Below are 19,207 nucleotides of genomic sequence, written 5' to 3'. Positions count from 1 at the left end.
CGGCGGCGCGTCACCGGGATCGGGGCGCGGCGGCGCGGGAACGCCACAGCAGCCAGACGAAGTACGGGGTACCGATCATGGCCGTGACCAGGCCGGCGGGGATCTGTGCCGGAGCGATCACGGTGCGGCCGAGGGTGTCGGCGAGACTGACCAGTCCCGCGCCGAGCAGCGCGGCGACCGGGAGGACCCGACTGTGCCGTCCACCGACGAGCGCGCGGGCGGCGTGCGGGGCGACCAGGCCGACGAAGCCGATCACACCGACGGCCGAGACGGCGGTCGAGGTGAGCAGCGCCGCCGCGCCGAGGGCGATCAGCCGGGTCCGTTCCAGCCGGACGCCGAGCACCCGGGGGGTGTCGTCGTCCAACGTCATCAGGTCCAGCTCGCGGCGGGCGGCGACCACCGCCGGGGTGAGCACCAGCAGCGCGATCGCCACCGGCAGCACCTGGGCGGCGGTGCGCCCGTAGGTGGAGCCGGAGAGCCAGGTGAGCGCCTTGCCGGTGTTCCACGGGTCGAAGGCCACGATCATGAAGGTGATCATCGCCATGCCGCCCTGCCAGGCCCCGAACCCGATCAGGACCAACCGGTCGGAGCTGAGCCCGCCGCGCCACGCGGCACCGTAGACCAGGGCGAACGCGAGCATGGCGCCCAGCCCGGCCACCCCGGAGACGGCCCACACCCCGGCCAGCGGCACGAAGGTGAGCAGCGAGACCGCGCCCAGGCCGGCTCCGGCGGTGATGCCGAGGATGCCGGGCTCGGCCAGCGGATTGCGGCAGACCGCCTGCACGGTGGTGCCGGCCACGGCCAGTGCCGCGCCGGCCAGCATCGCCGCGGCGACCCGGGGCCAGCGCTGGTCCAGCACGAAGGTGTACGCGGGCCCGGTGTTGCCGTTGATCCAGTTGACGATGTCGCCGAACAGCACCCAGGTGTCCCCGAACAGCATGCCGAGCAGCACCGCCGCGCCGGTGACGGTGGCCGCCACGACGAGCACCGTGCGGTGGAAGGCGGCGGAGCGTACGGCCGCGTGACCGCCCGGCGGACGACGGGTCGGTCCGGCGTCGCGGTGCCGCCGGGCCAGCCAGATCAACACGGCCGCGCCGAGCAGGGTGGTCACCACGCCGGTGGGGATGTCCACCCCGGCCTGGCCGCCCATGACGGCCCGCAGCAGCACGTCGGAGCCGAGCACGATGATCACCCCGGCGATGCCGGAGAGCGGCAGCAGCACCCGGTGCCGGTGCACGCCGGGCACCACCGAGCCGAGCAGTCGGACGATCACCGGCGCGCAGAGACCGACGAATCCGACCGGCCCGGTGAGGGTCACCGCCGAGGCGGCGAGCAGCACGGCCAGCACCGTGACGATCAGCCGGGTACGGCGTACGTCCAGGCCGAGCACGGTGGCGGTGTCGTCGCCGAGGGCGAGGATGTCGAGGCGGTGCCCGAGCAGCATCAGTGCCACGACGGCGATGCCGAGCACCGGGGCGAGCTGGGTGAGCGCGTTCAGGTCGCTCTGCACCAGCGAGCCGTTGCCCCAGGCGAACAGGCCGATGGTGGCCTGCTCGAAGAGCAGGAGCAGCAGCATGGTCACCGAGCTGAGCGCCATCGCGGTCGCCGAACCGGCGAGGATGAGCCGGGTGGTGCCGGCCTGCCCGCCGGAGGACATCGCCATCACCAGTCCGGCCGCCGCGAGCCCGCCGCAGAAGGCGAGGCCACCGGCGGGCAGCGCGGGCAGCGCGATGCCGAACGCGGAGACCGAGACGATGGCCAGGTGCGCGCCGGCGTTGACGGCGAGCGTGTCCGGCGAGGCCAGCGGGTTGCGGGCGATCGACTGGAGGGCCGCGCCGGCGAAGCCGAGGGCGACACCGATGGCCAGCCCGGCGAGCAGCCGGGGCACCCGGGAGGCGACCAGGACCCGGACCGTCTCGTCGTCGCCACCGGTGAGCAGCCGCAGCAGGTCGAGCGCGCCGACGGCGGAGGTGCCCTGGGTGAGGTGCACACCGGCGACCACCAGCAGCAGTGCGCTGGCGGCGACGAAGGCCCCGACGACGCGAGGGGCCGAGACGCGCCCGGCCGGAGCCGGCCCTCGGGCCGGCTCCGTACGCGGGGGTGCGGACAGGGTGGTCACACCGCGTAGGTGTTGACGAACTGGTCGATGTACTGCTTGCCGGAGAGCGGCCCGCCGAAGGTCCAGATCCCGTCCGGCATCCGGTGCAGGTTGCCCTGCTGGACGAAGGGCAGCGACTTCCAGATGGCGTTGTCGGCGAGACCGTCGGCGAAGACGTCTTCGCCGTCCGAGGCGTTGTAGAAGAAGTGCAGGTCCGGGCTCTTGAGCACGGTCAGGCCCTCGACGTCGGTCTGGCCCAGGCCCCACGCCTCGTCGACCTCGCCCTGCCAGGCGTTGGTCAGGCCGAGCTGGATGCCGATCTGGGAGACGAGCGCGCCCTGGCCGAACATCCGGATGCTGACCGTGCTGCCTTCCTTCCAACCGTCGGCGATGGCGAACGGCTTGCCGGCGGCACCGGCGTCGGCGATCTTCTTCTTGCCGTCGGCGATCGCGGTGTCGAAGTCGGCGAGCAGCTTCTCCGCCTCGGCGGTCTTGCCGACCGCGGCGGCGATCATGTTGACGTCGGCGCGCATCCGGCCGAGGTTGTCCGTGGCGTCGCTGCCCTTGGTGACGACGACCGGGATGTACTTCTCAAGCTGCGCGATCGTGCCGGCACCGCGGTCGTCCGTCATCACCACGAGGTCCGGCTCCAGCGCGACGATCGAGTCCACGCTCGGTTCGCCCCGGGTGCCGACGTCCTTGACGTCGGCGTCCAGCTTGGCGGCCGTGACCCAGGTGGCGTAACCCTTGGGGTCGGCGACACCGACCGGCATGACACCGAGGCTGACGAGTATCTCGACCTCGCCCCACTCCAGGCCGACGACCTTGGTGGCGGGCTTGTCGAGCGTGATCTCCTTGCCCCGGCTGTCGGTCAGGGTGACCGGCCCGCCCGTGGCGGAGGGGGTGGAGGCGGGTTCGGAGGTGTTCTCGGTGGTGCCGCAGGCGGCCAGCACCAGGGCGGTGGCGGCGGCGACCAGGGCCGTGACACGGGTACGGGACATGATGTTCTTTCTCGGGATGGGTTGTACGGACCGGTCCGGGATCAGACCGGGATGCGGGTGAGGTGGCGGCCCACCGGGCGGGTGGTGACCAGACCACTGAGCGGGTCGACGACGACCTCGATCCGGATGCCGTAGGTCTCGGTCAGGTCGTCCTCGGTGAAGACCTCGGCCGGAGTGCCGGTGGCCCGGACCCTGCCGCCGTGCAGCAGCACCACCTCGTCGGCCACGGCGGCGGCCTGGTTGAGGTCGTGCAGCACCACGCCGACCGCGACACCGTGGTCGTCGGCGAGGTCCCGCATCAGGTCGAGGATCTCGACCTGGTAGCGCAGGTCGAGGAAGGTGGTCGGCTCGTCGAGCAGCAGCACCGGGGTGTCCTGGGCCAGGCAGGTGGCCAGCCAGACCCGCTGCAACTCGCCGCCGGACAGCTCGTCCACCGGCCGGTCGGCCATCGCGGTGACCCCGGTGACCTCCATCGCCCGGCCGATCGCGGCGGGACCGTCGGGGTCGTCGGCGCGCCAACGCCCCCGGTACGGGTGCCGACCGTAGCCGACTACATCACGGACCGTGACCCCGTTGGGGACCGGTCGGCTCTGGGCGAGCAGGGTCACCCGGCGGGCGTACTCCTTGGCGGGCAGGCCGGCGGCGGCGGACCCGTCGGCGAACAGCACCGCGCCGCTGTCGATCGGGTGCAGCCGGGCCAGTGCCCGCAACAGGGTCGACTTACCACTGCCGTTCGGCCCGACCAGGGCCGTCACCGCACCGGGGCGGAGCGTGATCCCGGCACCGTGCACCACCGGCGTGCCGTGGTAGCCCAGGTGGAGGTCGGCTCCACGCAGGCTCTGCTCGACGCCGTCCGACGCCAGTACGCTCGACATGCGGTTAGGCTAACCTAACCTAACTCGCTGTCAAGACGGGGCCCCCGACACCGGTCGGCGCACCGGCCCGGTTCGACGCGACTCGATGGCAGGCCGGCGCGACACCGCCCACCCAGGTCACCCGGACCCCTGCCGGCCGCACCCGGGACCGCGGACCGCACCCACCCGTCAGCCGGTGCCGAATCGGTACCGGGGTGGGAGGACAGACGAACGCGAGCAGCGGTAGCGTTGCGCGTCATCGCAGCCGGGCGGCCGGTGTGGCGCTCGCGATCGTACGGAGGATGGGGCATGTCCATCGGCGAGGAACCGTTCGCAGCCCGCGACGACCTGGCCTCGCGGCCGAACTTCGAGGTCACCCTGCGGGGGTACGACAAACGGCAGGTCGACCGCTACGTCGAACAGGCCGACGCCCGCATCGCCGCGGTCGCCGCCGACCGGGACCGGGCCACGTCGCACGTACGGGACCTGACCGGCAAGCTCCAGGCGTTCCAGGTCGAGGTGACCGAGCTGCGCCAGCGGCCGACCCAGATGGACCGGGCGTCCTTCCGCGACCTGGGCCCGATGGTCGACCAGATCCTGGACCTGGCCGAGAAGCAGGCGACGGCCATCGTGGACACCCACACGTCCCGGGCCACCAAGCTCCAGGCGGAGGCCGAGAAGACGCTCGCCAACGCGCGCGAACGGACCGTCAAGGCGCTGGCCGACCTCGACGAGGAGTTGGCCGGCCGACGGGCCGAGCACGAGAAGACGTACGAGGAGAAGCGCGCCACGGCCGAGGCGGAGCTGACCGAGATCCGCGAACGCGCCGAGAAGCTGCGTGCCGAGGGTGAGGCCGCACACGAACGCGCCCAGCAGGAGGCGCAGCGCATCGGCGAGCAGTGCCGCCAGCAGGTCGAGCAGGCCCGCTCGGCGGCGGAGGCGCTGACCACCTCCGCGCGTACCCAGATCCACCAGGAGATCCAGGCGGCCCGCACCAAGAGCCAGCAGGAACTGGCCCAGTGGCGGACCACCGTGGAGGAGGAACTCGCGGAGCGGCGGTCCAACGCCGAGGAGGACCTGGCCGAGCAGCGGGCGTCGGTCGAGCGCGAGTTGGCCGCCCAGCGGTCCGCCGCCGAGCAGCGGGTCAGCTCGATGATCGCCGACGCGCAGCAGTACTCGGCCGAGATCCGCAAGCGCGCCGACGAGCAGGCGGCCGAGACCCGCAAGTTCAGCGACGAGCAGGCTGCCGCCGCCGAGGAGCAGTTGCACACCGTCCAGCTCCAGGTCGGCGAGCAGCAGGAGGCGCTGGCCCGGTTGCAGGAGGAGCTGGACGGCGCCCGGCAGCAGCTCGACGAGACCCGGCGGGACAAGGAGGCCACCGACGCCGAGCTGACGCGGCTGCGCCGGCAACTGGAGGAGACCGGCCGCGACCTCGCGGCGGAGAGCCAGCGGCTGGACGAGGTGCGTCGGGCCGTCGAGGCGGCCGAACGGCACGCCAAGGAGACCCGGGCCCGGGTGCAGCGGGAGGCCAAGCGGGTCGCCGACCTGGCGGCGGCGGCGGTCATGGCGGCGGCGGCCGGCGGCACCGAGACCGCCGAGTACCCGGTGGTGGGCGCACGCCCGTCCGCCCGGGTCAACGGCGAACCGGCCCCGGCGACCGGCGCGCACCACTCCCCGGCGACCGGTGACCCTCGCGCCGAGGCGGCCGGTCCCGGGCCGGGCGGTCCGCAGCGGCCGGCGGTCGACGGCTCCGCGGCGGGCCCGGACGGCACCACCGCCGGTCCGGACGCGTCCCGTCCCGACGCCGACGTCCTGCGTTCCGGCGAGGACCCGGACGGTACCCGCACCGAGGTCGGCTCGGCGGACACCGCCTCCGGCGACCCGGTGGGCAGCGGTGGCGCGGCGGGCACCTCATCTGGCCCGGACGGCACCGCCTCCCCGACCGGCTCCGAGGGCACCGGCCCGGCGCAGTCCGGTCCGGTGGCACCGAACGACGTGGCGGGGTTGGCGGACCCGGTGGCGCGGGCGGCGGCGGTGGTCGCGGCCGGCGGGAAGGGCGGCATCGACTGGTTCGCCGGTCCGCCGGTCACCGAGGACGAGGCCGGGCACCCGGTCGTCGCCGCCAACGGCACCGCGCCCGAGCCCACCGCGCGCTGAGTCGACCGGGTCGGGCCGGTGCGGGGCGCGTCCCCGCACCGGCTCACCCGCCGACCGTGCTCAGCACGGTCGGCGCGGCAACCAGCCGAGGAACCGGTCGCGGGCGTCGGCCGGCGGCAACCCGGGCAGGTCCCGGGCGGCGGCGAGCAGACACGAGCCCAGATAGACCGCGAGCGCGGCGCGCGCTCCGCCGAACTCCGCCAGCAGTTGGCTCTGCTTCACCGCGCACGGCCATTCCTGACCGCAGCCGGTGCAGGTCCAGGCGGGCGGCGAGGGCAGGTGCTCCGGCGGTTTCGTCGAGCGGTAGCGGGCGTTCGCGCTGTTGCCGCGCCCGGTGTGCGGACGCGCCCCCCGGACCGTGTCGTCCACCTCCGGCGGACGGGTGGCGAACAGTTCCCGCCGGGCCAACCCCAGCGCGCCGCCGGTGCGGACCAGTGCGTCCGGGCCGGGCCGGTGCCCGACCAGCGCCCCCAGCAGGTGATGTCCCAGCAGGTCGAACGCGTCGGGCCCGAGGTCGAGTTCCCGACACAGCCCGATCAGTCGCAGCGGCGCCGTCACCCGCTGTGTCACCAGCGCCGAGCGCAGCACGTCACGGAACCCGTCCCCCAGTGCCCCCAGCCGGCTCCCCACGATGCTGGTCAGGATCGTCTCCCCGGTGATCCGCCGAAGCGCTTCGGCCGTCGCCCGGCGGACGATGTCAGTCGGATCCCTACCCTCCAACACCCCACCCCTCCCGTCCGTACGCGTCGCGCGGCTACCTCTCCTTCGGACACTCGTCGCGAGATCGTGGAAGTCGCTCTCCGGCTGGTCGCGCGCACGCCCGGGTGCCCGGTCGACCGGTCCGAGAACGAAGTCCCCCGTCTTCGGCAACGATCGAGCACCGGTCGACGCGACGCATACACGATGAGAAATCTCTGGGATTCCTTCCTATGTGGATGCCGTAGGTGGGATTCCTTGCATTTGGCCGCACGGGCGTCGGTGTCTCCCTGAGCGACGGCCACGGCGCGCCGACCGCCTGATCCCCATCGACTCCGGCCGGTGCCAGAATCGCCACATGCCGCGTTCGCTCGTCGGCCGGGACGCCCTGTTCGACCTGGCCTGGCGCGCGCTGGGCGAGCCCGGCCCGGTGCTGTTGGAAGGCCCGGCCGGGATCGGCAAGACGACCCTGCTGCGAGCCCTGGTCGCCGAGGCGACCCGGGCCGGGTGGTCGGTCCTCTCCTGCGCGCCGGCCGAGTGCGAGACCGACCTGCCGTTCGCCGCTCTCGCCGACCTGCTCCGCCCGCTGGCGGACCTGGTGGTGGACCTGCCGCGTCCCCAGCGGGTGGCCGCCGAGGTGGTGCTGCTCACCGGGGACAGCGACGAGACGTTCGACGAACGGGTGGTCGGTGCGGCGACCCGGACGCTGCTGGAGGCGGCGCTCGCGGTCGGACGACCGGTGCTGGTCGCGGTGGACGACGCGCCCTGGCTGGACCGACCGAGCGAGCGCGCGCTGCGGTTCGCGCTGCGCCGACTCGACCCGGCGCCGGCCACGCTGGTGAGCTGCCGCACCCCGGCCGGACCGGCGCCCTGGGCGGCTCCGCTCGGGCTCGACACCGGCCCCCGCCGGCTGACCCGGCTGGCCCTGGCCCCGCTCGACGTGGCCGCGCTGCACCACGTGCTGCGGGACCGGATCGACGCCCCGCTGAGTCGCCCGCTGCTCGCCCGGATCGCCCGCGAGGCGGCCGGCAACCCGCTGGTCGCCATCGAGGTGGCCCGCGCGGTACAGCGCCTGCCGCAGCCTCCCGAGCCGGGACAGGACCTGCCGGTGACCGCCTCCATGCACCACCTCCTCGGCGAGGTTCTCGCCGGGCTGCCGCCGCGCTGTCGGGACGCGGTGCGGTTGGCCGCCCTGCTCGGCGTACCGGTGCTCGGGGATCTGGCGACGGCCGGGGTCGGTCCCGGCGCGTTCGACGCCGCCGAGGAGGCGGGGCTGTTGGTGGTGACGCCGCAGCGGGTCGAGTTCGCCCACCCGGTGTACGCGGCGGCGGTCCGCGCCGGCATCCCGCCCGGCGTACGGCGGGCCCTGCACCGCCGACTGGCCGAGGCGGTGGCCGACCCGGACGAGCGGGTCCGGCATCTGGCGCTCTGCGCCACCACGGCCGACCCGGTGGTGGCCGACGCCCTGGCGGCTGCCGCGGCACGGCAGCACGCGCGTGGGGCGCCGGAGGCCGCCGCGACCCTCTACGAGTCCTCGGCGCGCCTCACGCCGACCGACGACCGTCAGGCCCAGGGGCGGCGGCGGCTGGCGGCGGCCCGGTGCCGGTTCGACTGCGGAGACCATCCGGGTGCCCGGCTCGCCGCCGAAGCGGTGGCCGACGAGTTCACCGGCGACGTCCGCGCCGAGGCCCTGCTGCTGCGGGCCGTGGTGGCGTGGAGCGCCGACGAGCCGGGCGGCACCGCCGTCGAGGCCGCCGGGCAGGCCCTGACCGCGACCCGACCGGACTCTCCCCTGGCCGGTCGGATCCACGCCCACCTGGCGCTCTTCGTCGATCTGCCCGATCCGGCCCGTACGCACGCCGAGGCGGCGGTCGGTCTGCTCACCGGGCCCGGCGGCGACCCCGCGCTGCTGGCCGCCGCGCTGATGAACCTGTTCTTCAACGAGGTACGCGCCGGAGCGCCGCCCCGCACCGACCTGCTCGACCGGGCACTGGCCATGGAGGGGGCGGAGCCGTCCTGGCTGGCCGGCACGATCCCGGCCGTCTGGTGGAAGGGCATCGACGACCTGCACCGGGCCCGGGAGCGCCTGACCGGGCTACTGGACCGGGCCACCGCACGCGGGGACGAGCCGTCCCAGTACGAGCTGCTCAAGCACCTCGGCGAGACCGAGCTGCTGGCCGGTCGCTGGGCGGCGGCCGAGCGGCACATCGCGGCGGCCCGCGAACTCGGCGAGTTGCTGGGCACCGAACTCACCGCCGAGACCTGGCTGGCCGCGCTGCTCGACGCGCTGCGGGGGCGGCTCGACACGGCGGCCCGGGTGGCCGAGGCGGGCGCCCGACTCGGCGACGAACTCGACGACGACTGGTGCCGTCGGATCCACCTGCACCTGGGTGCGTTCGTCGCGCTCAGTGCCGGGCGGACGGTCGACGCCGCCGCCGGGTTCCGGCGGCTCGCCGCGATATTCGACCGGATGGGCCTGGCCGAGCCGTTGGCCCAACGCTTCGAGCCGGACTGGATCGAGGCGTGTGTCGGGGTCGGCGACCTGGTCACCGCGCGGGCGACGCTGGCACGGCTGGCCCAGCGGCACCGGCGGCTGCCGCGTCCCTGGACGCTGCTCGGGTTGGCGCGCAGCCGGGCGCTGGTGGACAGCGCCGACGGGATCGACCCGTCGGCCGCGCTGGCGGAGATCGACGCCGCGCGGGCCGCGGTGCCGCCGGACGTCCTGCCGCTGGATCGCGCCCGGTGTCTGCTGGTCGCCGGGGTGGTGCACCGCCGGTCGCGTCGTAAGCGACAGGCCCGGGAGGCGTTGCAGGTCGCGGCGGCCGAGTTCGACGCGCTCGGGGCGGCGGCGTTCGCGCAGCGGGCCCGGGCCGAGGCCGGCCGCCTCGGTGGCCGCCCGCCCGCCCCGTCGGACCTCACCGCGACCGAGGAACGCGTGGCCCGGCTCGCCGCCCTGGGCCGCACCAGCCGGGCCATCGCCGACGAACTGTTCGTCAGCCCGAAGACGGTCGAGACGAACCTCTCCCGGGTCTATCGCAAGCTGGGCATCTCCCGCCGGGCCGAGCTCGGTGCCGCGCTCGCGCGGACGGCGACCGGCGCCCGGGATCCGGTGGCGGGCGTCGAAAGCTAGGGAAACACCGGATTCCTTCCCGGTCCGCCGACCGTAGCGTCGAGACGTCACCCGACGGTCGGCCGAAGAAGGGAGCAGGACACGTGCGGCGAAAGATCCTGCCGGCGCTCTGCGTGGCGGTGCTCGTTCTCACCGGATGCGACAACGGCGGCACCGAGGCGCCGGCGACGCCGGACACGGGAGCCGGCGCGGACACCGACTTCGACCTGCCCGTCGACACGGCCGACACCGTCCGCCCACCCTGCCCGTTCACCGCGGCGCAGATCTCCGAGTTCGTCGGGGAGCCGATGGAGGACCAGGGCACCTGTAGCTTCGGCGACGGCAAGGGGGTGGCCCAACTGACCGTGACCACCGCCTCCCGGCTCGCCGGCGAGAGCACCTACGACTACCAGCGTCAGCAGGCCGGGCAGATCTATCCGACGGTGACGGAGGTCGGCGACGGCGCGAAGGGTTACCTGGCGGTCAAGGACATCGGCGCCGAGGCGGTGCTGGTCGGCGACGGCGGCGCCTACACCGTGACGCTGAGCAGCTTCGCCCGCCTCGGTGCCCGCCCCGACGGGTACGAGCAGGCGCTGCGTCGGCTGCTCGACGCCCTGCCCCGGTGACGGCGCGGCGGAGGGAGACGACGATGAGGCACCTGTCCACCGCCGCCCGGCTCACCGTGACGGCGCTCGTGACGGCCGTACTCGCCGCCTGTGGCGGGACCGCCGAGCCGGCGGCGGCACCGCCACCGGCGGCACCGACCGGGACACCCGGGCCGGAGCCGTCGAGCGAGCCGCCCGCGCCGCCGGACGCGCCCGAGGTCGACGCCTGCGCGCTGGTGACCAAGGCGGAGGCCGAGGAGTTGGCCGGTACACCGTTGGAGGACCCGGTGGCGGTGCGGGACACCTGCACGTACACCGGGCCGGTCTCGGGGCCGTTGGCCCAGGTGGAGGTCTTCGTCGGCGACGGGGCGAAGAAGATCCTCGACGTCGACCGGGACCTCGATCACGAGTTCGAGACGCTCTCCGGCATCGGGGACGAGGCGTACCTGGAGGAGGGGGCGGTCTTCGTCAGCGTCTCCGGAACCTGGGTGGCCGTCCGGCTGGTCCGGCTGGACGACCCGGCCGGGTACGTCACGCGCCTCACCGACGTGGCCCGGACGGTGGCCGGGCGCTTGTGACCCGTCCGCAGCCCGGTCACGCGCGATCGGGCTGCGCCTCGGGGTCCCGGGGCCCCTCCTCCTGCCGCCGCCCGAATCGCTGCCGGACCGACTCGCTGGCCTGCTCCTCCGGGCAGCCGAGGGTGCGCAGCAGGTCGGTGGCGACGGTCCGGATCTGCGCCACCACCACGCTGCCGGAGAAACCGACCCCCTCCTGGTACGCCTCGGCGGCCCGGTCCACCGCCTTGAGGATCAGCCCCTCGGTGCGGCCGGTGTGGTGCCCACTCTCCGCGGTGATCTGCATCAGCGCGAGGGAGTCGCCGAAGTAGTGCACCGCCGCGGGCAGACCGGTCGGCACCGGTTCGTCGTCGCGGACCGCCGTGGCGGCCCGACGTAACAGTTCCTGGCAGCCCCGCACGGCCAGGTCGAGATAGCGCACGCCGCGTTCGTAGTGCTCGAACTCGGACCGGCGATGCCACCGGGCCGGCGAGATCGCCACCGCCTCCTGTGCCCCGGCGACGGCGTCGGCGATGAGTTTGACCTGCGGGTCGAGGGCGGTCAGGGCGTCCCGGGCCCGGGCCACCGCCTCGGCGTCCCGGGACGACATGCCGTCGGCGCCGGTGTGCAGTTGCTCCATCAGCACCATGAACAGCGGACGGGCCGCCCGCTGCACGAGCCGGACCGGGTTCACCGGCAGCACCGCCACCACCAGCACGGCGGCCAGTCCACCGATGGTGGCGTCGATGATCCTGGGCACCTCCAGCCCCCGTTGCACCGGCGCGAGCGTGGCGATCAGGACGGCCGTGCCGCCGGCCTGGGTCACCACCTGGCCGCCCCGGCTCAGCGTGAGGGCGAGCAGGATGGCCAGCGTGACGACGGTGCCGATCTGCCAGGGCCCGGTGCCGATGACCCAGATCAGGGCGTCACCGACCACGATCCCGGCCAGGACGCCGATCAGTAGCTCCACGGTGCGTCGGGTCCGCCGACCGATCGCGGCGGCGATCGTGCCCACCGCCGCGCTGGGTGCGAAGACCGGCGAGGGATGCCCGAGAACCTGGTGCGCGACCGTCCAGGCGACGGCGGCGGCGACCCCGGCCTGCACCGCGAGGATGGCGTACAGCTCCAGCGTCCGGCGCCGTTCCTGCCAGCCGATCCGTCCGCTGAAGCCGCCGACCGCGCGCGCGACCACCCCGACCACACTCCCGACGGCGTCCCGTAGCCATCCGCGGTCCCGTTCGTCCGTCGCCGTCACGCCGCCGACTACCCGCCCGGGCTGACCTCATTCGCTGGTACGCGTCCGACCACCCGACTCGGTACGGGCACCGACGACCGCCTTGCCGTGACACAACGCCCCTACCTGCGCAGAAGCACTCAATATCAGCTTTGGTCGATTGACAAAGTTGTTGATCCCAACTTATGGTGCGAGCCGGCCGGACGTTTCCGGTGGTCCCGGCGGCGCTCGGCCAGCATCCCGTCGACACCATCACCACACCGAGGAGCGTCATGGCCGGGCTGAGAGGCACACTACGCAGGACACGATGGCGGTTCGGCCTGGTCACCAGCGGGATAGCCGTGTTACTGGCCGGCGTCGGCCTGGTCAACGCGGGTGCCGCGTACGCCGCCGCGGGCTGCCGGGTGGTCTACTCCGCCCCCAGCCAGTGGCCCGGCGGCTTCACCGCCAACGTCGACCTGACCAACCTCGGCGACCCCGTCAACGGCTGGCGGCTGACCTGGACGTTCCCCTCCGGCCAGCGGGTGACGCAGGCGTGGAACGCCACCGTCACCGCCACCGGCAACGACGTGACGGCCACCAACGTCGGCTACAACGCCGCCCTGGGCACCAACCAGAGCGTCTCGTTCGGCTTCAACGGCACCTACACCGGCACCAGCAACGCCGCGCCGACCTCGTTCGCCCTCAACGGGGTCACCTGCACCGGGAGCGTCGGCCCGACCACGCCGCCGCCGACCACGCCACCGCCCACCACGCCACCCCCGACCACCCCGCCGCCGGTCGGTGACGCGATGGCGTACGTGGCCGCGATGCAGCCTGGCTGGAACCTCGGCAACACCTTCGACGCGGTCGGCGCCGACGAGACCGCCTGGGGCAACCCCCGGGTCACCCCGGCGCAACTCGACGCCATCCGGGCCCAGGGCTACAACAGCATCCGCATCCCGGTGACCTGGAGCAACCGGCACGGCCCGGCACCCTCGTACACGATCGACGCGGCCTGGCTGAACCGGATCAAGGAGGTCGTCGGCTGGGCGCTGGACGACGGCTTCTACGTGATGATCAACATCCACCACGACTCGTGGCAGTGGATCCACGAGATGCCGACCAACCGCACCACCGTCCTCAACCGCTACAACGCGCTCTGGACCCAGATCGCCGCCGCGTTCCGGGACGCCTCGCCGAGGCTGCACTTCGAGAGCGTCAACGAGCCGCAGTTCGCGAACAGCTCCGGCGACGCCCAGAACGCGCAGCTCCTGCACGAGCTGAACACCTCGTTCCACCGGATCGTGCGGGCCTCCGGTGGCAACAACGCCACCCGGATGCTGGTCCTGCCGACCCTGCACACCTCCTCCGACCAGCCCCGCATCGACGAACTGGTGAGCACCTTCACCCAACTGGGCGACCGCAACCTGATCGCCACCGTGCACTTCTACGGCTACTGGCCGTTCAGCGTGAACGTCGCCGGCGGCACCCGGTTCGACGCGGTCACCCAGCAGGATCTGATCGACCGGTTCGACCGGGTGCACAACGCCTTCGTCGCCCGGGACATCCCGGTCGTCATCGGCGAGTACGGGCTGCTCGGCTTCGACCGACACACCGGCACCGTGCAGCAGGGCGAGAAGCTCAAGTTCTTCGAGTTCCTCGGTCACTACGCCCGCACCAAGCGACTCACCACCCAGCTCTGGGACAACGGCCAGCACTTCGACCGGATCACCTTCCAGTGGAGGGACGCGGAGCTGTTCGCCCAGATCAAGTCGAGCTGGACGACCCGCTCCGGCACCGCCTCCGCCGACCAGGTGTACGTGCCGCGTACCGGCTCGGTCACCGCCAAGTCGCTGACGCTGAACCTGAACGGCACCACCTTCTCCGGGCTGCGGCAGGGCACCACCACCCTGGCGCAGGGCACCGACTACACGATCTCCGGCAACCAGCTCACGCTGACCGCGAGCGCGCTGACCCGGCTGGTCGGCAGCCGGGCGTACGGCGTCAACGCCACCCTGCACGCCCGCTTCTCCACCGGCGTGCCGTGGCGGATCGACATCGTGACGTACGACCCGCCGGTGCTGTCCAACTCCACCGGCACGACCGCCGCGTTCGCGATCCCGACCCAGTTCCGGGGCGACCAGCTCGCCACCATGGAGGCGAAGTACGCCGACGGCAGCAACGCCGGCCCGCACGACTGGACGTCGTACAAGGAGTTCGACGTCGCCTTCGCGCCCGACTACGCCGCCAACCGGATCACGCTGACCTCCACCTTCTTCGGTGAGGTACGCGACGGCGCCCCGGTCACCCTCACCTTCCACTTCTGGAGCGGTGCCCGGGCGACCTACCGCGTCACCAGGTCCGGCACGGCGGTCACCGGCGTCACCGGCTGAGCGACGGTGCCACCGGCCGCCCTTCGCGGCCGGTGGCACCCACCGGTCATGATGGAATCATGATCCGATTCGTGCTGAACGTGTTGTGGCTCATCTTCGGCGGCGGGATCGTGCTGGCGATCGGGTACGGCATCGCGGCCCTGATCTGCTTCGTGCTCGTCGTCACCATCCCGTTCGGCGTCGCGTCGCTGCGGTTGGCGTCGTACTCGTTGTGGCCGTTCGGCCGGACCCTGGTGCCCAAGCCGAATGTCGGCGTGGCCTCCGGCGTCGCCAACGTCATCTGGGTCGTCCTGGCCGGCTGGTGGCTCGCGCTGTCGCACATCGTCGCCGGGGTGAGCCTCTGCCTGACCATCATCGGGATCCCGTTCGGGGTGGCCAACTTCAAGCTGGTGCCGGCGGCGATCTGGCCGCTCGGGCAGGAGGTCGTCCCCGCGCCGTAACGATTCCCTGCTCGACGCCGGGTCGGGACGGCCACAATCAAGGCGTGGATCGGGTGCTGACGGTGATCGCCGCCCTTCCGCCGGTGGTCGTCCTGGTCCTGGTGTTCGCCCTGCCCGCGTTGGAGTCCTCCACCCTGCTCGGGCTGGTCGTCCCGGGTGAGACCGCCGTCCTGGTCGGCGGTGTGGTCGCGCACGAGGGTCACCTGCCGTTGTCGGCGGTGGTCGCCGCAGCCGCAGCCGGGGCGTGCCTCGGCGACCAGGTCGGCTACCTGCTGGGACGGCGATACGGGCCGGCGGTGCTCTCCCGTGCGCCCGCCGCCGCACGGCGGCGCCTCGACCTGGACCAGGCTCGGCGTCTGGTGGCCGAGCGGGGTGCGGCGGCGGTGGTCGTCGGCCGGTGGGTGGCGGTCCTTCGGGTGGTGGTCCCACTGACCGCCGGGGCCAGCGGCATGCGCCGGACCACGTTCGGGTGGGCCAACGTGACCGGCGGGCTGCTCTGGGCGGCGGCGGTCTCCGTGCTGGGCTACCTCGGCGCGGCCTCCTACCGCTACCTGGAACGGGAACTGGGCATCGGCACCGAGGCGCTGTTGGGCCTGGTCGTGCTGGGCGGGCTGCTCGCGCTGGCGCGCAGGCGGCGCAGGCGGCGTCAGAACAGGGTCGACCAGTAGTCCCAGAAGCGCACCAGCACCGCCAACAGGATCACCGTGTACCAGGCGACCAGGATGAAGCTGTGGTAGCCGGCGAGTCCGGCCAGCCGGGCCGGTGGTGACGACGGCGGCACCCGACGCAGGTGGTGCAGCGTGGTGTAGACGAAGATCGCGATCATCACCACCCAGACCACCATGCAGTACGGGCAGAGCGCGCCGATGACGTACAGGCTCTGGTAGATCAGCCAGTGCACGAAGATCACGCCGAACGTGGCACCGGCCTGGAGACCGGCCCAGATCCAGCCGGGCAGCCGTACCCCGGCGAGCAGCACGACGCCGAGGGTGGTGACCACCGCGAAGCCGGCGATGCCGAGCAGCGGGTTCGGGAGGCCGAAGGCGGCGGCCTGCGGGGTGGTCATCACCGAGCCGCAGGACAGGATCGGGTTGATGCTGCACGTCGGCACGTAGTCCGGATCACCCAGCAGGTTGATCTTCTCGACGGTGAGGGTCGCCGCCGCGAGCAGACCCACGGCGCCGCCGACGGTGAGCACCCACGCGGTGACCCGGGCGAGGAAGGTCGCCCCCGGTGCGTCGGTGTCCGCCGGCCGACGGGCCGTGTCGGCGCTCATCCGGCGAGCGCGGCGTCGATGGCGGCGATCATGTCCGCCTGGGTACGGACGTTGGTCAACTGCCGCCCGTTGAGGAAGAACGTCGGCGTGCCCTGCACCCCGGCGGTCTCGCCGTCGGCCCGGTCCCGGGCCACCCGCTCGGCGGTGGCCGGGTCGTCGAGGTCCCGCCGGAACGCCTCGACGTCCAGGCCGAGGGTGCGCGCGTACCCGACGAACGTCTCGGTCTGCGGGGTCCGCTGGTGCCCCCACGCCTCCTGGTTCTCGAACAGCACGGTGTACATCTCGGCGAACCTGCCCTGGTTGGCGGCGGACTGGGCGGCCCGGGCGGCCAGCTCGGCGTTGGGGTGGCTGGGGATCGGGAAGTACCGCACCACGAAGGTGATCCGGTCCTGGTAGGCGTCCAGGAGTTCGTTCACCGCCGGGTAGACCGCGCCGCACGCCTCGCACTCGAAGTCGAGGAACTCCACCAGGGTGACCCTGCCGTCGGTCGCGGTGGAGAGTCGGTGGCTGTCGTCGCGCACCAGCACGGCCGGATCGACCGGTTGGCCGTCGGCGCGCGAGCCGGCGTTCCGGTTGATCGTGGTCAGGCCGATCATGACGAGGATCACCACCAGGATCATCGCCAACGTCAGTCGCAGGTTCCTCGTCATGCGGGCGTCAACCTTCTCTGCGGGAGCAGCCCATGCTGCACCGGTCGGCTGGCAGATAGCTGAGAGCAGCCTGGACGGGAACTCAACCGCGTACCCGCCGGTCACGTTCGGCCAGCTCGGCGAGCATCCGGTTGTAGGCGGCCAGTTCCGGGTCCTCGCGTCCCTCGGCCTCCGCGCGGTCGGCGGCCCGGTCACGGCGGCGGGCCTCCCGCCGGTCGGCCTGGATCCACTGGTACATCAGCGCACCCATCACGATCACCGTGGGCAGCTCACCGAAGGACCAGGCGATGCCTCCGGCGGCCTGCTGGTCGGCCAGCGGTGTCGGCCCCCACGGCCGGTCCAGCGCGATCCACCAGTCGGCGGCCAGCACGGTCGCGGACTGCATGAGCGCGACGCCGAGGAAGGCGTGCAGCACCATGCTGATCAGCACCAGGACCATCTTCAGCGGGTACGGCACCCGGCGTGGTGCCGGGTCGACCCCGATGACCGCCCAGAAGAAGAGGTATCCGACGGCGAGGAAGTGCCCGACCATCGCCAGGTGGGCGGCGTGCGAGCGGACCGCCAGCTCGTACAGGCCGGTGAAGTAGAGCACGTAGAGGCTGGCCACGTAGACGACGAGCGCCACCACCGGGTGGGTCAGCACGCGGGAGGCCCGGGAGTGCAGGCCCGTTTGGAGCCACTCCCGGGGACCCGGCCAACGCGGGTCGACGGCCGGTCGCAGTGCCCGCAGCGCGAGCGTGACCGGCCCGGCCAGCACCATCAGGATCGGCGCGACCATCATCAGCAGCAGGTGCTGCACCATGTGCACGCTGAACAGCACCGGACCGTACCGGGCCAGGCCGCTGGAGGTGGCGACGACGATCACCACGCAGCCGAGCAGCCAGAACGCGGTACGCGCGGCGGGCCACGCGTCGCCACGCCGCCGCAGCCGCCACACCCCCGCGAGGTAGAGCGCCGCCGCGCCCAGGACGGCGGCGACGACCAGCGGTTCCGGCAGCCAGAGCCGGGTCACCGTGGCCACGCTCATCGGCGGCGGCATCGGGAAGCCGAGCAACGCGGTCGCCACGTCCCCGTCGGCCCCGACTGCCGGCACCGGGGTACGCGACAGCGCCACCGCGGCACCGACGGCGGCCCCGAACAGCAGCGTCTCCACGACGGCGACCCGCACGAACGGGCGTCGCCGACCGGCGACCAGGGCCAGCATCGTGGACCGCCGGTGCCACTGCCCGAGCACCGCGATCACCGCCAGCACGGCGGTCTTCACCAGCACCAGCCGCCCGTACCCGGTGCCGGTCAGGTCGGCCGGGCCGGTCAGCCGTACGCTCGCCGACAGCGCTCCGGACACCCCGACCGCGACCAGACAGACCAGCGCCAGCGGGGAGAACCGGCGCACCGCGACCGCGAGGTCGGCGGCGGCGCCCCGGACGGTGACCGCCAGGGCGAGCAGCCCACCGGCCCAGACGGTGACCGGCACCACGTGCAGCAGCAGGCCGGACACGGCCACCTGGTGGTTGCTGGCCGAGGCGGCGTGCCCGGTGAAGACCGGCGGCACCACCGCGGCCAGGGCGGCGGTCAGCGCCACCACCGCCCCGGACGGACGCAGGCTGCGGGCCGCGACGACGGCCGCGACCAGCGCCAGCGCTCCGCTGAGCGCCAGGGACCGGCCCAGCGACACGGTGCCGACGAAGTTCAGTACCGCACGGACCGACAACACCTGTGCGGCGGGCAGCCCGAACAGGTCGACGAGCGTCCAGCAGACCGCGACCCCGGCGGACACCGCCCAGGCGGCAGCGGTCCACGCGGCGGCGCGCAGCCGGCGGTAGCCCAGCACGGAGAGCCGGCCGCCGTCGTCGCGCGGGGACAGCACGGTGGCCGCCACCAGCAGCCCCACGGTGGCCACCGCGCCGATCTGCATGCCGAGCCGGGCGGCCGGCAACAGCCAGGCCGCGGTCGGGTCCGGGTCGGGCAGCCCCGGTGGAGTCGGCGGTACGCTGCCGCCGCCCCACCGCAGCAGCACGGCGGCGGCAGCGGCGGCGACCAGGACCAGGGCGGCGGGCACCAGCACCGGACGGCGCAGGACCAGGGGTGGGACGAGGTGGTGCGGGCGGTTCAACGACGACTCCCGGTGCGGGTGGTTTCCCAGGTAGTCGGCGCGGCG

The 19,207-nt window shown here is 73.4% G+C and carries 15 protein-coding genes; 7 read left to right on the top strand and 8 right to left on the bottom strand.

Annotation, left to right across the window (positions count from 1 at the left end):
* Positions 1-10: 10 nt before the first annotated feature.
* Genes ACQVFL_RS09090 through ACQVFL_RS09080 form a run of 3 tightly spaced genes read right to left on the bottom strand, consistent with a single transcriptional unit; the run spans position 11 to position 3,974 of the window.
* Positions 11-2,119 (bottom strand): iron ABC transporter permease, encoded by a 2,109-nt coding sequence (locus ACQVFL_RS09090; RefSeq protein ID WP_431729154.1) that lies wholly within the window; start codon positions 2,117-2,119, stop codon positions 11-13.
* Positions 2,116-3,099: an ABC transporter substrate-binding protein gene (locus ACQVFL_RS09085; protein WP_431729153.1), complete on the bottom strand. Its 984-nt coding sequence runs from the start codon at positions 3,097-3,099 to the stop codon at positions 2,116-2,118. Before ACQVFL_RS09085 ends, ACQVFL_RS09090 begins: the two co-directional genes overlap by 4 nt.
* Positions 3,100-3,140: 41 nt before the next feature.
* Positions 3,141-3,974 (bottom strand): ABC transporter ATP-binding protein, encoded by an 834-nt coding sequence (locus ACQVFL_RS09080; protein ID WP_431729152.1) that lies wholly within the window; start codon positions 3,972-3,974, stop codon positions 3,141-3,143.
* Positions 3,975-4,262: 288 nt separating this feature from the next.
* Here ACQVFL_RS09080 and ACQVFL_RS09075 point away from each other — a divergent pair, with 288 nt between their 5' ends.
* The gene (locus tag ACQVFL_RS09075; protein ID WP_431729151.1) at positions 4,263-6,110 is read left to right on the top strand and encodes a hypothetical protein; all 1,848 of its coding nucleotides are present in this window, start codon (positions 4,263-4,265) and stop codon (positions 6,108-6,110) included.
* A gap of 60 nt (positions 6,111-6,170) precedes the next feature.
* On the opposite strand, the gene ACQVFL_RS09070 is transcribed toward ACQVFL_RS09075, so the two are convergent.
* A complete protein-coding gene (locus tag ACQVFL_RS09070) occupies positions 6,171-6,833 on the bottom strand; it encodes a hypothetical protein (RefSeq protein ID WP_431729150.1) in 663 nt (220 codons plus the stop codon).
* Positions 6,834-7,164: 331 nt separating this feature from the next.
* Between ACQVFL_RS09070 and ACQVFL_RS09065 the strand changes: the two genes are divergently transcribed.
* From ACQVFL_RS09065 to ACQVFL_RS09055, 3 genes are all read left to right on the top strand, one after another.
* Positions 7,165-9,936, top strand: a complete 2,772-nt coding sequence (locus ACQVFL_RS09065) for an AAA family ATPase (RefSeq protein ID WP_431729149.1) — start codon at positions 7,165-7,167, stop codon at positions 9,934-9,936.
* 83 nt (positions 9,937-10,019) lie between these two features.
* Positions 10,020-10,541: a hypothetical protein gene (locus ACQVFL_RS09060; RefSeq protein ID WP_396691381.1), complete on the top strand. Its 522-nt coding sequence runs from the start codon at positions 10,020-10,022 to the stop codon at positions 10,539-10,541.
* A gap of 23 nt (positions 10,542-10,564) precedes the next feature.
* Positions 10,565-11,098 (top strand): DUF3558 family protein, encoded by a 534-nt coding sequence (locus ACQVFL_RS09055; RefSeq protein ID WP_396691382.1) that lies wholly within the window; start codon positions 10,565-10,567, stop codon positions 11,096-11,098.
* Between the two features lie 16 nt (positions 11,099-11,114).
* Here the strand turns inward: ACQVFL_RS09055 and ACQVFL_RS09050 are convergent, their stop codons facing one another.
* Complete coding sequence (locus ACQVFL_RS09050) at positions 11,115-12,329, bottom strand: FUSC family protein (protein ID WP_431729148.1); 1,215 nt, start codon at positions 12,327-12,329, stop codon at positions 11,115-11,117.
* Positions 12,330-12,580: 251 nt separating this feature from the next.
* On the opposite strand from ACQVFL_RS09050, the gene ACQVFL_RS09045 reads away from it, so the two are divergent.
* From ACQVFL_RS09045 to ACQVFL_RS09035, 3 genes are read left to right on the top strand one after another with little or no spacing between them, the layout of a single operon-like run.
* Positions 12,581-14,683 (top strand): cellulase family glycosylhydrolase, encoded by a 2,103-nt coding sequence (locus ACQVFL_RS09045; protein WP_431729147.1) that lies wholly within the window; start codon positions 12,581-12,583, stop codon positions 14,681-14,683.
* 59 nt (positions 14,684-14,742) lie between these two features.
* A complete protein-coding gene (locus ACQVFL_RS09040) occupies positions 14,743-15,123 on the top strand; it encodes a YccF domain-containing protein (RefSeq protein ID WP_396691387.1) in 381 nt (126 codons plus the stop codon).
* Positions 15,124-15,167: 44 nt separating this feature from the next.
* Positions 15,168-15,791, top strand: a complete 624-nt coding sequence (locus ACQVFL_RS09035; RefSeq protein ID WP_431729146.1) for a DedA family protein — start codon at positions 15,168-15,170, stop codon at positions 15,789-15,791.
* Here ACQVFL_RS09035 and ACQVFL_RS09030 read toward each other — a convergent pair.
* The 3 genes from ACQVFL_RS09030 to ACQVFL_RS09020 form a co-directional block, all read right to left on the bottom strand.
* Positions 15,770-16,399 (bottom strand): vitamin K epoxide reductase family protein, encoded by a 630-nt coding sequence (locus ACQVFL_RS09030; RefSeq protein WP_431729145.1) that lies wholly within the window; start codon positions 16,397-16,399, stop codon positions 15,770-15,772. The genes ACQVFL_RS09035 and ACQVFL_RS09030 overlap by 22 nt on opposite strands.
* Positions 16,396-17,049 (bottom strand): DsbA family protein, encoded by a 654-nt coding sequence (locus ACQVFL_RS09025; RefSeq protein ID WP_431729144.1) that lies wholly within the window; start codon positions 17,047-17,049, stop codon positions 16,396-16,398. Before ACQVFL_RS09025 ends, ACQVFL_RS09030 begins: the two co-directional genes overlap by 4 nt.
* Positions 17,050-17,131: 82 nt before the next feature.
* A complete protein-coding gene (locus tag ACQVFL_RS09020; RefSeq protein ID WP_431729799.1) occupies positions 17,132-19,132 on the bottom strand; it encodes a cytochrome c oxidase assembly protein in 2,001 nt (666 codons plus the stop codon).
* Positions 19,133-19,207: the final 75 nt, after the last annotated feature.

The organism is Verrucosispora sp. TAA-831, assembly GCF_050780145.1.
Classification (GTDB): domain Bacteria; phylum Actinomycetota; class Actinomycetes; order Mycobacteriales; family Micromonosporaceae; genus Micromonospora.
The sequence above is the reverse complement of the archived record's forward strand: the minus strand, read 5'-3'. Positions and strand labels throughout refer to the sequence as shown.

What these genes read in the sequence shown, in the direction of transcription:
- ACQVFL_RS09085 (WP_431729153.1), bottom strand. Translation starts at nt 3,099, where the DNA reads ATGTCCCGTACCCGTGTCACGGCCCTGGTCGCCGCCGCCACCGCCCTG.
- ACQVFL_RS09080 (WP_431729152.1), bottom strand. Translation starts at nt 3,974, where the DNA reads ATGTCGAGCGTACTGGCGTCGGACGGCGTCGAGCAGAGCCTGCGTGGA.
- ACQVFL_RS09075 (WP_431729151.1), top strand. Translation starts at nt 4,263, where the DNA reads ATGTCCATCGGCGAGGAACCGTTCGCAGCCCGCGACGACCTGGCCTCG.
- ACQVFL_RS09065 (WP_431729149.1), top strand. Translation starts at nt 7,165, where the DNA reads ATGCCGCGTTCGCTCGTCGGCCGGGACGCCCTGTTCGACCTGGCCTGG.
- ACQVFL_RS09055 (WP_396691382.1), top strand. Translation starts at nt 10,565, where the DNA reads ATGAGGCACCTGTCCACCGCCGCCCGGCTCACCGTGACGGCGCTCGTG.
- ACQVFL_RS09045 (WP_431729147.1), top strand. Translation starts at nt 12,581, where the DNA reads ATGGCCGGGCTGAGAGGCACACTACGCAGGACACGATGGCGGTTCGGC.
- ACQVFL_RS09040 (WP_396691387.1), top strand. Translation starts at nt 14,743, where the DNA reads ATGATCCGATTCGTGCTGAACGTGTTGTGGCTCATCTTCGGCGGCGGG.
- ACQVFL_RS09030 (WP_431729145.1), bottom strand. Translation starts at nt 16,399, where the DNA reads ATGAGCGCCGACACGGCCCGTCGGCCGGCGGACACCGACGCACCGGGG.
- ACQVFL_RS09025 (WP_431729144.1), bottom strand. Translation starts at nt 17,049, where the DNA reads ATGACGAGGAACCTGCGACTGACGTTGGCGATGATCCTGGTGGTGATC.